At 66.8% G+C, this 14,717-nt stretch carries 14 protein-coding genes; 5 read left to right on the forward strand and 9 right to left on the reverse strand.

What is annotated here, in order from left to right:
* Window positions 1–66 precede the first annotated feature (66 nt).
* The gene (locus tag AC0J5K_RS00870; RefSeq protein ID WP_048529144.1) at window positions 67–1,113 is read right to left on the reverse strand and encodes a rod shape-determining protein; all 1,047 of its coding nucleotides are present in this window, start codon (window positions 1,111–1,113) and stop codon (window positions 67–69) included.
* A 502-nt stretch (window positions 1,114–1,615) separates the two neighbouring features.
* On the opposite strand from AC0J5K_RS00870, the gene AC0J5K_RS00875 reads away from it, so the two are divergent.
* A complete protein-coding gene (locus AC0J5K_RS00875) occupies window positions 1,616–4,120 on the forward strand; it encodes a GcvT family protein (RefSeq protein ID WP_274566108.1) in 2,505 nt (834 codons plus the stop codon).
* Between the two features lie 170 nt (window positions 4,121–4,290).
* Here the strand turns inward: AC0J5K_RS00875 and AC0J5K_RS00880 are convergent, their stop codons facing one another.
* Genes AC0J5K_RS00880 through ubiA form a run of 3 tightly spaced genes read right to left on the reverse strand, consistent with a single transcriptional unit; the run spans window position 4,291 to window position 7,555 of the window.
* Complete coding sequence (locus AC0J5K_RS00880; protein WP_048529148.1) at window positions 4,291–4,623, reverse strand: hypothetical protein; 333 nt, start codon at window positions 4,621–4,623, stop codon at window positions 4,291–4,293.
* A complete protein-coding gene (locus AC0J5K_RS00885; RefSeq protein ID WP_274566107.1) occupies window positions 4,616–6,520 on the reverse strand; it encodes an OmpA family protein in 1,905 nt (634 codons plus the stop codon). Before AC0J5K_RS00885 ends, AC0J5K_RS00880 begins: the two co-directional genes overlap by 8 nt.
* Window positions 6,521–6,580: 60 nt before the next feature.
* Window positions 6,581–7,555, reverse strand: a complete 975-nt coding sequence (gene ubiA, locus AC0J5K_RS00890; RefSeq protein WP_274566106.1) for a 4-hydroxybenzoate octaprenyltransferase — start codon at window positions 7,553–7,555, stop codon at window positions 6,581–6,583.
* A gap of 12 nt (window positions 7,556–7,567) precedes the next feature.
* Here ubiA and AC0J5K_RS00895 point away from each other — a divergent pair, with 12 nt between their 5' ends.
* The 4 genes from AC0J5K_RS00895 to AC0J5K_RS00910 all read left to right on the forward strand — a co-directional run bounded on the left by AC0J5K_RS00895 (window position 7,568) and on the right by AC0J5K_RS00910 (window position 11,110).
* Window positions 7,568–8,308, forward strand: a complete 741-nt coding sequence (locus AC0J5K_RS00895; RefSeq protein WP_274566105.1) for a 16S rRNA (uracil(1498)-N(3))-methyltransferase — start codon at window positions 7,568–7,570, stop codon at window positions 8,306–8,308.
* Entirely contained in the window at window positions 8,305–9,159 is an 855-nt protein-coding gene (locus AC0J5K_RS00900; protein WP_074837499.1) for a GNAT family N-acetyltransferase, read from the forward strand. The genes AC0J5K_RS00895 and AC0J5K_RS00900 overlap by 4 nt, the downstream gene beginning before the upstream one ends.
* Window positions 9,156–9,677 carry a hypothetical protein gene (locus AC0J5K_RS00905; RefSeq protein ID WP_074837500.1) on the forward strand — a complete coding sequence of 174 codons (522 nt, stop codon included), beginning with the start codon at window positions 9,156–9,158 and terminating at the stop codon, window positions 9,675–9,677. The genes AC0J5K_RS00900 and AC0J5K_RS00905 overlap by 4 nt, the downstream gene beginning before the upstream one ends.
* Before the next feature lie 62 nt (window positions 9,678–9,739).
* Window positions 9,740–11,110, forward strand: coding sequence for a glutamate--cysteine ligase (locus tag AC0J5K_RS00910; RefSeq protein ID WP_074837501.1), 1,371 nt, complete (start codon window positions 9,740–9,742; stop codon window positions 11,108–11,110).
* A gap of 39 nt (window positions 11,111–11,149) precedes the next feature.
* Here the strand turns inward: AC0J5K_RS00910 and AC0J5K_RS00915 are convergent, their stop codons facing one another.
* From AC0J5K_RS00915 to AC0J5K_RS00935, 5 genes are all read right to left on the reverse strand, one after another.
* Window positions 11,150–12,190, reverse strand: coding sequence for a threonine aldolase family protein (locus AC0J5K_RS00915; protein ID WP_074837502.1), 1,041 nt, complete (start codon window positions 12,188–12,190; stop codon window positions 11,150–11,152).
* A 1-nt stretch (window position 12,191) separates the two neighbouring features.
* Window positions 12,192–12,662 (reverse strand): YcgN family cysteine cluster protein, encoded by a 471-nt coding sequence (locus AC0J5K_RS00920; RefSeq protein ID WP_274566102.1) that lies wholly within the window; start codon window positions 12,660–12,662, stop codon window positions 12,192–12,194.
* A complete protein-coding gene (locus AC0J5K_RS00925) occupies window positions 12,659–13,585 on the reverse strand; it encodes a bifunctional riboflavin kinase/FAD synthetase (protein WP_274566100.1) in 927 nt (308 codons plus the stop codon). The genes AC0J5K_RS00920 and AC0J5K_RS00925 overlap by 4 nt, the downstream gene beginning before the upstream one ends.
* Before the next feature lie 94 nt (window positions 13,586–13,679).
* Window positions 13,680–13,862, reverse strand: a complete 183-nt coding sequence (locus tag AC0J5K_RS00930) for a hypothetical protein (RefSeq protein WP_048529165.1) — start codon at window positions 13,860–13,862, stop codon at window positions 13,680–13,682.
* Between the two features lie 73 nt (window positions 13,863–13,935).
* A complete protein-coding gene (locus tag AC0J5K_RS00935; protein ID WP_074837505.1) occupies window positions 13,936–14,556 on the reverse strand; it encodes a TIGR02466 family protein in 621 nt (206 codons plus the stop codon).
* Window positions 14,557–14,717: the final 161 nt, after the last annotated feature.

The following is a 14,717-nucleotide window of genomic DNA, read 5'->3' on the forward strand; positions in this document are numbered from 1 at the left end:
GCCGGCGCAATCCAGACGCGGCCGCTTCACGATTGGCGAAGGGTGGGGGCGCTCCCCACCGCCGGCTCAGCTGTCGTAATCGATCGCGTGGCGCAGCTGCTTTTCGTATTCCAGCGCCTTGCCGGTGCCAAGCGCCACGCAGTTCAGGCTCTCGTCGGCAATCGACACCGCCAGCCCGGTCTGCTCGCGCAGCGCCAGGTCAAGATCGCCCAGCAGCGCGCCGCCACCGGTCAGCATCACGCCACGGTCGACGATGTCGGCAGCCAGATCCGGCGGCGTGGTCTCGAGCGCGGTCATCACCGCCTCGCAGATCGCCTGCACCGGCTCAGAAAGCGCCTCGGCCACCTGGGCCTGGGTCACTTCGGTTTCCTTCGGCACGCCGTTCAGCAGGTCGCGTCCGCGCACCTGCATGCTGGCGCCACGCCCGTCGTCGGGCATCCGCGCGGTGCCGATCGAGGTCTTGATGCGTTCGGCGGTGCTCTCGCCCACCAGGATATTCTGTTGCCGGCGCAGATAGTTGACGATGGCTTCGTCCATCCGGTCGCCGCCGACGCGGACCGAGCGGGCATAGACGATGTCGCCCAGCGACAGCACCGCAACTTCGGTTGTGCCGCCGCCGATATCGACCACCATGTTGCCGGTGGGATCGGTGATCGGCATGCCGGCACCGATGGCCGCCGCGATCGGTTCGGCGATCAGCCCGGCCTTGCGTGCGCCCGCCGAGAGCACCGACTGGCGAATGGCGCGTTTTTCCACCGGGGTGGCGCCGTGGGGCACGCAGACGATGATCTTGGGCTTGGAGAAGGTCGAGCGCTTGTGCACCTTGCGAATGAAATGCTTGATCATCTCTTCGGCGGTGTCGAAATCGGCGATCACCCCTTCGCGCATCGGGCGGATCGCCTCGATGCTGCCCGGCGTCCGGCCCAGCATCAGCTTGGCATCCTCGCCCACCGCCAACACCTTCTTGACGCCGTCCTTGACGTGATAGGCCACCACCGAGGGTTCGGACAGGATCACGCCCTTGCCTTTGACATAGACCAGCGTATTGGCCGTGCCGAGGTCGATGGCCATATCGGCGGAGAACATACCAGTCAGGTCGGACAGTGAAAACATTCAGGATGCGCCCTTCGCTTGGTGCTGCAAGTCGGAGTCTGCCATAAATATGGGCCGCGACTCTGCACCAGAGCCCGGCCACGGGCACTTATACGGAGCCGCGCAACCGGACGAAAGAGGGGGGGGCGGACAAATCAGCACGTTTCCGCCGCATGAGACCCTTAATAAACGGTGTGATGCGCTCATCTGCCCGGGCCCCGCCACGGGCGCGGCCGGCCGGTCGGCGGCGCCTTCGGGCGAAGCGCATGAGAAGATTGCGCTTTTCGGCCGGAGGCTGATCCGGGCGCTTCGCCGGCCATTTGACCGAAGCGGGCGGCACCGGCGGTGATGCCGAATGCGGGTCTCGGGCGCGCCAGCGCCGCGACGTCCCGGGGGCCGCCCGTATCGCCCCGCCCCGCCGGTGGCGAATGTCGCTTTCATTGCTTCACTGGTCGGGCTGGTTTTGCAGCGGCCCGGCGCGGGGCGTTATCCACGGGTCAAAGCCCTCTGGAGTGAGCCCGCTATGAAGACCCATGTAAAAGCGCTTGTCGTCGGCGGTGGTGCCGTCGGCACCTCGATTGCCTATCACCTCGCGCGTGCCGGGTGGCAGGATGTGATGCTGCTCGAACGTGACGAGCTGACCTCGGGGTCCACCTGGCATGCCGCCGGGCTTCTGCCGCTGTTCAACATGGGATATGCGACAAGCCATATCCACGATTATTCGGTCAAGTTCTACAAGACGCTCGAGGAAGAGACCGGGCTCAACGCCGGTTTCTATGTGGTCGGCAACCTGCGCATGGCGCAGAGCCGCGCGCGGATGGACGAATTTGAGCTCTATGCCTCGACCGCCGAGACCGTGGGCATTCCCTACGAATGGATGAGCCCCGACCAGATCCGCGAACGCTGGCCGCTGGTGCGCACCGAGGATTTGCAGGGCGCACTCTATCATCCGACCGACGGCTACATCAATCCGGCCGATGTCACCCAGGCGATGGCCAAGGGCGCCCGCCAGCGCGGCGTGGTGGTCGAGCGGCGCTGGCAGGTCGACGGCTATCACTGGACCGGCGCGGAGTGGCAGGTCACGGTGACCAAGATGGTCGAGAAAGGCGGCAACCTGGTGCCGTCGGACGAGCAGCAGGTCATCACAGCCGAACATGTCGTCACCGCCACCGGCAACCATGCGCAGCGCACCGCGCGGCTTCTGGGGCTGAAGATCCCGGCGATCCCGGTCGAACACCAGTACATCGTCACCGAGCCCGACCCGGCGCTGGCGGAATGGCGTGCCGCCGGCAACGCCGAACACCCGGTACTGCGCGATGCCGATGCCAAATGGTATGTGCGCGAAGAGCGCAAGGGCTGGATCCTCGGCCCCTATGAGCGCAATGCGCCGGCGCGTTTCCTCTACGATGTGCCGGAGTCGTTCCGCGCCGATCTCTTCCCGCTCGATCTCGACCGGATCGAAGAGGAATACATGAGCATGATCCACCGCATTCCGTCGTCGGAAACGGTGGGGCTGAAAGACGATTACAACGGCCCGATTTGCTACACCCCTGACGGCAACCCGCTGGTCGGCCCGGCGCCGGGGCTGCGCAACATGTGGCTGGCCGAGGGCTTCAGTTTCGGCATCACCGCCGCCGGTGGCACCGGGTATTACCTGGCGCAGATGATGGTCGAGGGCGAGGCCGAGATCGACATGGCGGCGCTCGACCCCAAGCGCTACGGCCGTTGGATGACGACGGAATACGCCGCGCGCAAGAACGAGGAATGTTACGAGCACGTCTACATCCTGCACCATCCGGATGAGGAGCGCGAGGCCTGCCGGCCGCTGCGCACCGCGCCCTGCTATGACCGGATGAAGGCGCGGGGCGCGCAGTTCGGCTGCGTCAACGGCTTCGAGCGTCCGAACTACTTCGGCCCGCTGGACGCGCCCGAGAGCTTTGACCACGACGCGCGCAGCTTCCGCCGCGGCGGCTGGTGGCAGTATGCGGTCGACGAGGCAAAGGCGGTGCGTGAGGGCGTCGGCCTGATCGATGCCTCGGCCTTCACCAAGCACTGGGTGTCGGGCAAGGGGGCGACCGAGTTTCTCGACTGGTTCACCACGAACAAGCTGCCCAAGGTCGGCCGCATCAACCTGACCTATGCGCTGACCGAGGCAGGCACGACACGCACCGAATACACCATCGTGCGGCGCGAGGAGAACGGCTATTACCTGGTCTCGGCCGGGGCGCTGACCGAGTATGACGGCGATTACCTGCGCAAATCCGCCGAGGATTTCATGGAACGCACCGGCAAGCTGGTGCTGGTGCATGACGTGACGACGCAATGGGGTGTTTTCGCGGTGGCGGGGCCAAAGGCGCGGGCCTTGCTGCGCGACGTGATCAAGGATGCGGAACCTGACACGGCGCTTTCGAACAAACGCTTCCCCTGGCTGTCGGCGCGCGAAATCGAGCTCGGCATGTGCCCGGTGATGGCGATCCGCGTGGCCTATACCGGCGAGCTGGGCTGGGAGCTGCACCACCCGATCGAGATGCAGAACTATCTTTTCGACCTGCTGGAAAAGGCCGGCGCGGCGCATGGGCTCAAGCTGGTGGGCGCGCGCGCGCAGAACTGGTTGCGGCAGGAGAAAAGCTATCGTGCCTTCGGCACCGAGCTGGGCCGCGACGCGACGCCGCTGGAGGCCGATCTGCCACGATTTGTCGATCAGGAGAAGGAATTCCGCGGCAAGGCGGCGATGCAGGCGCTGGGCGTCCGGTCGAAGTGCTGCACGCTTCTGATCGACGGGCCGGAGGACGCCGATCCCTGGGGCCGTGAGGCGCTTTATCTTGACGGTGAAAAAATCGGCCGGCTGACCTCGGGCGGCTATTCGGTGGCCTTCGACAAATCGATCGGCATGGGATATGTGCGGCCCGATCTGGCGGCGGAGGGCACGCGGCTCAAGGTGCGGATGCAGGGACAGCTCTGGGATGCGGTGGTGACCTGCGACGCGCCCTATGACCCGAAGAACGAGACGATCCGCAAGGACGGGTGATCCGGGCGGGGCCGGTGGCGCGCTGCGAGTCAGGCACGGGGTTCGCGCTCCGGGCCTGACCCGGGGTCTGTCGGCCGCGGCGGACGGCGAGGCCCCGGCGCGCGGGGCGGCGGATCAAGCCGTGGCGGGATACGCGCAGCCCGGGCTTGACCGGGGGCCGTCGCGGCGCCTCAGCCGGCGTTCTGTTGCAGGCGTTCGGCGTAGGCGCGGAGCTCTTCGGCCTCGTGGCGGGCGTCGCGCAGGCCTTCCATCGCGGCGGACAACTCGGCCTCTGTCTGGGCCAGCTGGTTGGTCAGCTCGGCCTCGCGCTGCTGAAGGTAGGTGATTGCCTGATCGCGGGTCTCTTCGGCCTCGTGCAGCTCCTGGCTCATCCGCTCGAGCTCGCCGACGTCGGATTTCGACACCGCGGTGAACCGGTGCAGCAGCCAGTTTGCGAACCATCCCAGGCAGAAGGCCACAAACAGGATGATCGCCGTCGCGATGACAAATTCGGTCCTACTCATCCGCAGCGTCCTCCGTGCCAGAAGCGCCGTCTTCTTCTACGGAATCGTCAGGGCTTTCAAGCTCGGATTCGGCTGTCTCGTCATTCTCGGGCAGCAGCAGGCGGAATTCGATCCGGCGGTTGGCTTCGCGCCCCGCTTCGGTGTCGTTGCTCTCGATCGGCTGGGTCTCGCCATATCCCTTGGCCCGGAAGGTCGAGGTTAGCACCCGGCGGTTGCGCAGTTCGGTCAGGATCGCATTGGCGCGGGACTGGCTGAGATCGAGGTTCATGCTCTCGCGGCCCTGGCTGTCGGTGTGGCCGGCGATCTCGAGATCGATCTGGTCGCAGCCCGATAGCACTTCGGCAATGTCGTCGAGGATGTCCTTGCCGGCGGCGTCGAGCGTGTCGGACCCCGGCTCGAAGCTCAGCTTGCGGTCGCCGAGGACAGTCTGAATGCGGCCCAGGCATTCCTCGGGGGTGGGCAGCGCGGCCTGCGGGTCGAGCGCCTCGGCATATTCGACTTCGATGGTGAATTCGGCGCCTTCGCCCAGCTTCTCGGCCATCAGCGCCGCCATCGCGGCGCTGGCCGACTGGTCGCCGGTCCGGCCAGCGATGTGCATGTCGTCGGGGGTGACGGTGACCGCGCCATTGGCAAGGTAGGACAGCGCCTCGATCGCCGCCAGCACCCGCACCGGCCAGCCGCCGGGCAGGGTATCGTCGACCCGGGCGGTGGTGCGCACCGCGGCGCTGGCAAAGGCCGCCTTGGCATAGCTCTCGGCGGTCTGCCGAGTCATCTCGCTCGACACCCGGCCGCGCAGGTGCACCTGGCCTTCGGGGCTCAGGGTGGCGACGAATTCCGGCGGGCCGTCGTCGTTGGCCTCCGGGGTTTCCGGCAGAACGGCGGTCAGATCGAAGACCGGCGGCAGGTCGTTTTCCAGCGTGCCCACGGTCTGATCGAAAAGCGCCTGATCGGTGCCCTCGGGCACGATCATCGAAATCTCGGCGTCGGTCATCGTCACGGTGCCACCGCCCAGCGCGCCCAGCCCCGCGATCGACAGTTCCGCGGCCTCGGCCCAGCGCTTGGTCGGCACGCCCAGCCCGATCCGGCATTCGGTGTCGGGCGCCATGCCCTGCGCCGCCTCGGCGGCCTGAAGGATGCGCGCCCGCGCCTCGTCGGTATCGGCCGAACAGGCGTCGAAGCGGCCGGCACCTTCCTCGATCACGTAGCGCAGGGTGAAGGGGGTGATCACCGGTCGCGGCGCCGAGATCGCCAGTTGCACACGCACATCCTCGGGCGCGAGCTTGAGCAGCGCGGCCTCGGTCTTGACGCGCTCGTCTTCGCTGTCGGTCATGGCGGTGACAAGCACCTGCGTCGGCTCGACCGAGATCTTCGAGCGCGGCAGGCGGGTCAGCGCCTCGAGCGCAAAGCGCATGGCGTCGTCCCAGCCCGGCGGCACCTGGTGTTCGGCGGTCTCCATCAGGTCCGAGACATTCTCTTGGCCGACGATCTTGCCCATTCGGGTGACCATGGCGTCATGCTTGTCGCCCTTGGGCACCAGCCCGATGAGCGAGACGCCGGAATCGTTGCGCAGGATCTCGACCGAGAATTTCGGCGGCGCGAGGTCCTGGGTGTCGACCACGTCCATCTGGTCGATCACCCTTGCGGCATCGACCACCTGGCCGGCGTTCGACAGGGCGCGGAACCGGTCGGCCTCGGTCGGCGCGGTGCCGAAGAGAAAGACCTGAAGGCCGGTTGCATCGACCGAGGCCCAGCTCAGCCCGGCGATCTGGAATTGTTCGGTGACGGCCTGTTCCGAGGCGTCTTCCACCAGGGTGACGGCAGAACCGGCAGCGACGACCGACAGAACCGCCGCAAGGGCGAATGAAGAGGCGGGCAGCACATAAGTCGAAAGGCGCATTCGGCGGGTCCGGGCTGTGAACGGTTGCGTTGGGATACGCCGGTCGCCGGGCGGTTTCAATCACGCCAGAAGCGCGGCGGCGAAAAACAGCACAGGCAGCAGCCCGGCGTTGCGGTTCGAGCGGAACAGCATCAGCAGCCGGTCCATGTCGTCCATCTTGAGCATGCGCATCTGCCAGACCATGTGCCAGCCAAAGGCCCAAGGCCCGCCAAGCGCGATCACCAGCGCCAGGATCATCGCTTTCGGCACCGCCAGGATGATTGCCAGCCCCATCAGGCTGACGCTGGCCACCAGAAAGCGGCCGAGCCATTTCGGCGTCGCATCGCCGAACAGCCGGGCGGTGGATTTCACCCCGATCAGCGCGTCGTCCTCCTTGTCCTGGTGGGCATAGATCGTGTCATAGAACAGCGTCCAGGCCATGCCCGCGAAGTAGAGCACGACGGCCGGCCATTCCAGACGCCCGGTATGTGCCGTCCAGGCCAGCAGCGCGCCCCAGTTGAAGGCGAAGCCGAGAAAGATTTGAGGCCACCAGGTAAAGCGCTTGGCAAAGGGATAGATCGCCACCGGCACCAGCGCGGCAACGCCCAGCAGGATGGCGGCGGCGTTGAAGGTCAGCAGGATGGCAAAGGCCACAAGCGCCTGCGCCGCCATCCAGAGCAGCGCGCCGGTGACGCTGACCTGCCCCGAGGGGATCGGCCGGCTGGCGGTGCGCGCGACCGAGCCGTCGATGTGACGGTCGGTGATGTCATTCCAGGTGCAGCCGGCGCCGCGCATCAGGAGCGCGCCCAGCCCACAGCCGACGAAAATCCAGAGATCGTGCCAGCGCGCGGTGTCGGTGTGCAACATCGCCAGCAGCAGCCCCCACCAGCAGGGCAGCAGCAGGAGCCAGGTGCCGATCGGCCGGTCGGCGCGGCTCAGCCGCAGGTAGGGCCGGGTGGCGGCGGGTGCCAGCCGGTCGACCCAATTGCCGCGCACCGCGTCGGAAACCTGCCCGGCGGCCTGCGGGGGCTCTGGTGTCGGGCTCTGCTCTGTCATATCTGTCATCCCATGAGTGGCACGGTCAGGCTGTATGTAGATCACCCGCTGGGGCAGGGGCAAACCATTCCTCTGGAACGGGCGCAGGCGCATTACCTCTTCGGGGTGATGCGGCTGGAGGCGGGTGCCGAGCTTTTGCTGTTCAACGGTTCCGATGGCGAATGGCGCGCCGAGGTGGCGCAGGCGGGCAAACGCGGCGGCGTGCTGGTCTGCCGCGCGCAGAGCAAGCCGCAGGAAGTGCCGCCCGACATCTGGCTGATCTTTGCCCCGGTCAAGAAGGCGCGCACCGATTTCATCGTCGAAAAGGCGGTGGAGCTGGGGGTGCGGCGCATCCTGCCGGTGCAGAGCGATTTCACCAATTCCGAGCGCATCCGCGCCGAGAAGCAGCGCGCCCATGCGGTGGAGGCGGCCGAGCAATGCGGTGCCACCTTCGTGCCCGAGGTGGCCGATTTGCAGAAACTCTCGCGCCTGCTGGATGGCTGGCCGGCGGGCCGGCGGCTGATGTTCTGTGACGAGGCGCAGGCGGGCGGCGCCTCGGCGCAGGCCGGGCTTGCGGCGCTGAAGGATGGCCCTGCCGGTCCCTGGGCCATCCTGATCGGCCCCGAAGGCGGCTTTTCCGAGGCCGAGCGTGCCCGGCTGCATGGCTTTGATTTCACCCATCCGGTGGCGCTCGGGCCGCGCATCCTGCGCGCCGAAACCGCGGCGGTGGCGGCGCTGACGCTGTGGCAGTCGGTGCTGGGAGACTGGCAATGATGCGGCCGGCCGGCCCCGCCGATGTTGCCGCCCTGCGCGGCTTTCTTGAGACGCATATCGAGACCTCGATGTTCCTGCTCGGCAATCTCGAGGCGCATGGCGTGGGAGGATCGGCGCATGACCATGCCACGCGGTATTTCCTCTGGCAGGAAGCCGGCGAGATCACCGGCGTGTTCGGCGTGACGCGCAGCGGATACCTGATGTGCCAGATGCCGGCCATGACGGCCGCGGCCGCGGGCGCCTTTGCCCGTGCTCTGGAGGGGACGCCGATACTTGGCATGACCGGGGCGGCCGATCAGGTGCAGCGGGTGCTCGATGTCTTTGCCCTGCCAACGTCACTGTGGCAGGTCAACGAGGTTCAGCCGCTCTACGGGCTCGACTGCGCCGGTCTGCCAGAGAGCGCCGATGCCCTGCGGCCGGCGCAGGAGGATGACAAAGCGCTGCTGGCGGAATGGTTCACCACGCTTCTCCTCGACACCGGGATGGCCGCCGGCCCCGCCGCCAGGGAGCAGGGCGCGGCCCGCGCCATGGCGGCCATCGGCAGCGAGCGCTTTGCCTTTCTGTCCGAAGCAGGCCAGCCCGTGGCGATGAGTTCGATTACCGCCCGCGCCGGCCAAGCGGTGCAGGTCGGCGGCGTCTTTGTGCCGCGGGCGCTGCGCGGACAGGGCTTGGGCGGGCGTATGGTGGCGGCGCAGCTGCGGCAATGGCGCGCCCGGGGCATCGCGCGCGCGATCCTGTTTGCCGCCTCGCCCACCGCAGCCAAGGCCTATGAGCGCATCGGCTTTCGGCGTCGGGGCGATTACCGGGTCGCCCTGCTGAAACAGGGCCACATTCTGGGTGCGGCGACATGAGCTTTGTCCGCCCCGAAGTGCGTCGGGCGCTCTGGCGCTGGCGCGAGGTGCTGGCCGGGGTCGGGCTGCTGGCGCTGGGGCTCTGGTGGGGCTTCGGGGCCATCGGCTGGATGATCAACGGGCTGGGCTATGTGCTCACCGCCATGGCCGGCGCGCTGGTGGTGCTGGGCCTGCAACGGGGGCGGTTCCGCGACGGCGCGGACGGGCCGGGCGTGGTGCAGATCGTCGAAGGCCGGGTGGCCTATTTCGGCCCACTCACCGGCGGCGCGGTGGACATGGCCGACCTTTCGCGCCTCAGCCTCGACCGGCGGATGCATCCGGCGCATTGGATCCTCGCCCAGCCGGGCCACGACCCGCTTCACATTCCCGTCACCGCCAAGGGCGCGGACCAGCTGTTTGACGCCTTCACCAGCCTGCCCGGCCTGCGTACCGAGTACATGCTGCGCGAACTCGGCAGCGATACGTCGCGCGAAGTCGTGATCTGGCAGCGCCGGCAGATCGCCCCCGCCCTGCATTGACAGCCGGGAAATTTCCGCCCATCCCTTGCACACCCTTGAAGGCCACGATCGGAGCTGCGCCCATGTCCATTCCTCAATCCGGCGGCGGTGTGATCGAACGCCACGAGCAACTGGCAGAGTACCTCGCAGCGGGTTGCAAACCCAAGGAAAACTGGCGCATCGGCACCGAGCACGAGAAGTTCGGCTATTGCAAGGACACGCTGAAGCCCTTGCCCTATGAGGGCGCGCGCTCGATCGAGGCGGTGCTCTCGGGGCTGCGCGACCGGCATGGCTGGGCACCGGTAACCGAGGGCGGCAAGCTGATCGGGCTGGAAAAGGACGGCGCCAACGTCAGCCTGGAACCCGGCGGCGCGCTGGAGCTCTCGGGCGCGCCGATGGAGACCATTCACCAGACCTGCGACGAGGTGAATGTGCACCTGCGCGAGGTCAAGGACATCGCCGACGAGATCGGCGTCGGCTTTATCGGCCTTGGCGCCGCGCCGGAGTGGCAGCACGACCAGATGCCGCTGATGCCCAAGGGCCGTTACAAGCTGATGGATGCCTATATGGGCAAGGTCGGCACCATGGGCCGGGCGATGATGCGACGGACCTGCACGGTGCAGGTCAACCTCGATTTCGGCTCAGAGGCCGACATGGTGCAGAAGATGCGGGTGGCGATCGCGCTGCAACCGGTGGCCACCGCGCTCTTTGCCAATTCGCCGTTCTTCGAGGGGCGGAAAAATGGCCATAAATCCTGGCGCTCGCGCATTTGGCGCGATCTGGACGATGCCCGCACCGGCATGGTGCCCTTTGTCTTTGATGACGGCTTCGGTTTCGAGCGCTGGGTGCAATATGCGCTCGATGTGCCGATGTATTTTGTCTACCGCGATGGCGAATACATCGACGCGCTGGGCCAGTCGTTCCGCGATTTCCTGAAAGGCGAGCTTCCGGCGCTGCCGGGGGAAAAGCCCTTGATGAGCGACTGGGCTGATCATCTGACCACGCTGTTCCCCGAGGCGCGGGTGAAGAAATTTATCGAGATGCGCGGCGCCGATGGCGGCCCGTGGCGCCGGCTCTGCGCGCTGCCGGCCTTCTGGGTCGGGCTGACCTATGATCAGGGCGCGCTGGATGCCGCCTGGGATCTGGTGAAAGACTGGGATGCCGAGACCCGCGAAGCGCTGCGGGTTGCCGCCTCGGTCGGGGGGCTGGCGGCCGAGGCCGGCGGGGTCAAGATGCACGATCTGGCGCGCGAGGTGCTGGCGATCTCCGAGGCTGGTCTGGTGGCGCGCGGGCGCGCCGGCTCGGGCGGGCTGGTGCCGGACGAGACACATTTCCTCAATGCGCTGCGCGAAAGCGTCGAGAGCGGCAAGGTGCCGGCGGATGAGCTTGTCGAGCAATTCGAGGGCGATTGGGGTGGCGATCTCTCGCGGATCTACGCGGCGCATTCGTATTGAGCAGGTCCGCGGGGCGCGAACGCCGGTAGCCCCCTGGCCCTATGCGCCCAGCAGGCCGGTGAACCGGTCGATATCCGTCTTGCTCACCGACCAGTCGCAAACAAACCGAGCCCGCACCGCCTCGTCCTCCGGGCCGTCCAGCGAACCGAAGAGCGTGTACCGTGCCCCGGCCGCATGCAGCTTGCGGTGCAGCCCGCGTGGCAGGGTGCAGAAGATCATGTTGGCCTGAACCTCGTAAAGCAACGCCGCCTCGGAACAGCCGCGCAATCCTTCGGCCAGTCGCGCCGTATTGGCATTGGCCGCTGCCGCCATCTCGAGCCAGAGCCCGTCGTCGAGATAGGCCAGCATCTGCGCGGCAAGATAGCGGTGCTTGGAATAGAGATGCGCCCCGCGCTTGCGCCGAAGCTCGAATTCGCGGGCCTTGGCCGGGTCGAAGAGCACCACCGCCTCGGCCCCCATCAGCCCGTTCTTGGTGCCGCCAAAGCTCACCACGTCGACGCCGGCCCGCCAGGTCATCTCGGCGGGGGTACATCCCAGCGCGGCAATCGCATTGGCAAAGCGCGCGCCATCGAGATGCACCGGGTTGGCATGGCGTTTCGCCACCTCAGTCAGCGCGCGCAGCTCGTCCAGCGCATAAAGCCGGCCGTTTTCGGTCACCTGGGTCAGCGACACCGGGCCGGACTGGGCGATATGAACATCGCCGGAGCCATGATGCGTCATCGTGGCATCCAGTGCGGCGGGCGTCATCCGGTCGGCCTCGCCCACCAGGGTGAGCTTGGCGCCGCCGGTGTAGAACTCCGGCGCATTGCATTCGTCCACCTGAACATGCGCTTCGGGGGTACAGAACACGGTGTCCCAGGGTCGCGTCAGACAGGCCAGCGCCAGCGCATTGGCCGTGGTGCCGGTGGCGACGAGGTAGACGGCGGCCTCGGGCGCTTCGAAGATCTCGCGGATGCGGTCTTCGGCCTGCCGGGTCAGGTCGTCGCTGCCGTAAGAGGGCATGTGGCCGGCATTGGCCTCGGCCAGCGCCTCCATCACGCGGGGGTGGACCGGGCCGGTGTTGTCGGAGGCAAAGAACATCTCAGGTCGGCTCCTCGATGATATGGTCTTCCCAATCGTCGTCGTCGATCTCGAATTCCGGCACTGTCTTGTGCTGCATCGACACGCCGGCGGCATGGACGCTCTCGGGGGTGCCGGAAATCAGCGGGTGCCAGTCGGGCAGCGGCTTGCCTTGCCAGAGCAGGCGATAGGCGCAGGTCTTCGGCATCCAATAGGCGTGGCTGTCGATGTTCTCGGGCGTCAGCACGATGCATTCCGGCACGAACTGGTGGCGGATCTCGTATTGCGAGCAGCGGCAGCTCGCATCATCGAACAGCCGGCAGGCAACGCAGGTCAGCTCGACCTGTCCGGTGTCCTCGTCCTCGAGCTTGTTGAGGCAGCACTTGCCGCAGCCGTCGCAGAGCGCTTCCCATTCCTGCGGGGTCAGCGCCTTGAGCGGCTTTTTCTCCCAGAAGCGGGGCGGCAGGCCCTTGCGGTCGATCGGATCGCTCATGTGGTGGCCAGTATCTCGCGGGCGCGGGTGCAATCGGCCTGCATCTGGGCGATAAAGGTCTCCTGGCTGGCAAAGGTCGCCTCCGGGCGGAGATAGGAGACCAGTCCGACCGAGAGATGCGCGCCGTAGAGATCGCCGGAGAAATCGAACAGGAAGGTTTCGAGGTTGGGCACCGCACCGCCGAATTGCGGCCGGACGCCCAGCGAGGCAGCGCCGCGATAGCTGCCCTTGTGCGGCCCGTCGGTGACATCGACCAGCACCGCATAGACACCGAACGCCGGCAGGTGCAGCCCGGTCAGATCCATGTTGGCGGTGGGAAAACCCAGCGTCCGGCCGCGCTGTTCGCCGCCCACCACCGGGCCGGCGATGCGGTGCCAATGGCCCAGCATCTCGGCCGCCAGTTCCGGCCGTCCGTCACTCAGCGCCTGGCGGATCGCGGTGGAGGAGACCTGCGCCGTGCCCTCCTGCAAGAGCGGCGCAATGGTGACGTCAAAGCCCATCTCGCGGCCGAAGCGTACCAGATCGTCGGCGGTGCCGGCGCGCTTGCGGCCAAAACAGAAATCCGCCCCCACCACCACATGCCGCAGCCCGAGCCCATCGCGCAGAACGCGGCCGCAGAACTCTTCGGGCGACAGCCCGGCCAGCGCGTGGTTGAAGTTCAGCTCATAGAGCACATCGACGCCCAGTTTTTCGAGCCGCGCGGCGCGCGCCTCGGGCGACATCAGCCGGAACGGCGGCGCATCGGGAGCGAAGAATTCGCGCGGATGCGGCTCGAAGGTGAGAATGCCCAGAGGCGCATCCGACCGGCGGGCAAGATCGATCACCGACAGGTGGCCGCGATGCACGCCATCGAAGTTGCCGATGGCAACGCTGGCGCCGCGATCGGGGGCCTGGGTGAACTGATAGTCGCGGATGATACGCATGGCGCAGGGGTAGCCTTGCGGCTTCCCGCTGACAAGAGGCGGAGTAGACCTGCCGCCCCTCGGCGTTGCGTCACATCCCGGTGCCTACGGCCGTCTATTTCTGGCGCGGGCCGCGCATCCGGTGGATGGTTTCGCGCACGCGCGCCCAATCTCTGGCTTCGTCGGTCTTGCCGCTAGCCTCGCAGTCGCGCATTTTCTGCGACACTTCGAGGATGGCCTTGTCGCCATGGGCTGAAACAAGGCGGCTGGCGTAGTCGGTGACTTGAATGGCGTCCATGGTGGTGTCTCCCGCTGTTGCTCGGACTCACTCGGGGCGCCCACCATACCAGATTCCCGCGAAAATGCGACCGTCAGCTCCAGCTGTAATTGAAACTGATCGAGATCCTGTGGTTTTCCGAGGTGTTCATCGGCACTTCATGGCGCAGCCAGCTCTCCCAGAGCAAGACTTCGCCGACCGCGGGGGATTCGTATACAAATGTACGCAGTTCCTCGCGCGCCTGCTTGCGCCGCGGCGGGGCCGCCATCATCCGGGCCGAGCGCGGATCTTCGAGCTTGAGCGCCGAGGCGCCCTCGGGCATCGCCACATAGGTGGTTCCGGATATCACCGCATGCGGGTGCAGGTGCGATGAGTGGAAGCCGCCTTCGGGCAGGATGTTGATCCAGAGATCCTCGAGCTTGAGCTGGCGTTCGTCGAGATTGAACTCCAGATCCTCGGCAAAGGCCGCGACATGGGCATCCAGCGCGCTGACCAGATCGGCAAAGATCGGAAAGCGCCAGGGCAGATCGCTGAGCGAGGCATAAGAGGTGTAGCCCGGGTAATCATTGGCCTCGCACCAATCCTGGCCCGCCTCGTCATCCTCGGCAATCGAGAGACAGGAGGCTTCGAGTTGACCGGCGTCGATCCTGGGGCCCTGTTCGGCAAGGGCGGCGCGATAGAGGCGGGTGACAAAAAGAGAGCGAATATGAGCCATGCGGCCGATCTAGCGCGTGCGGCGCCGTTTGGCGAGGTGCATTCGGAGCCGCGCCGCCTGCCATGACCGGGGTTTGACAGAACTGGGAGTCTAGAATATTAGCTGGGTGTCGCGTTTGCAGGAGGGGGCAGGCGCAGGGGCCGCAGATGGCGCGGCCCGGA

Source organism: Marinovum sp. E3, assembly GCF_055755275.1.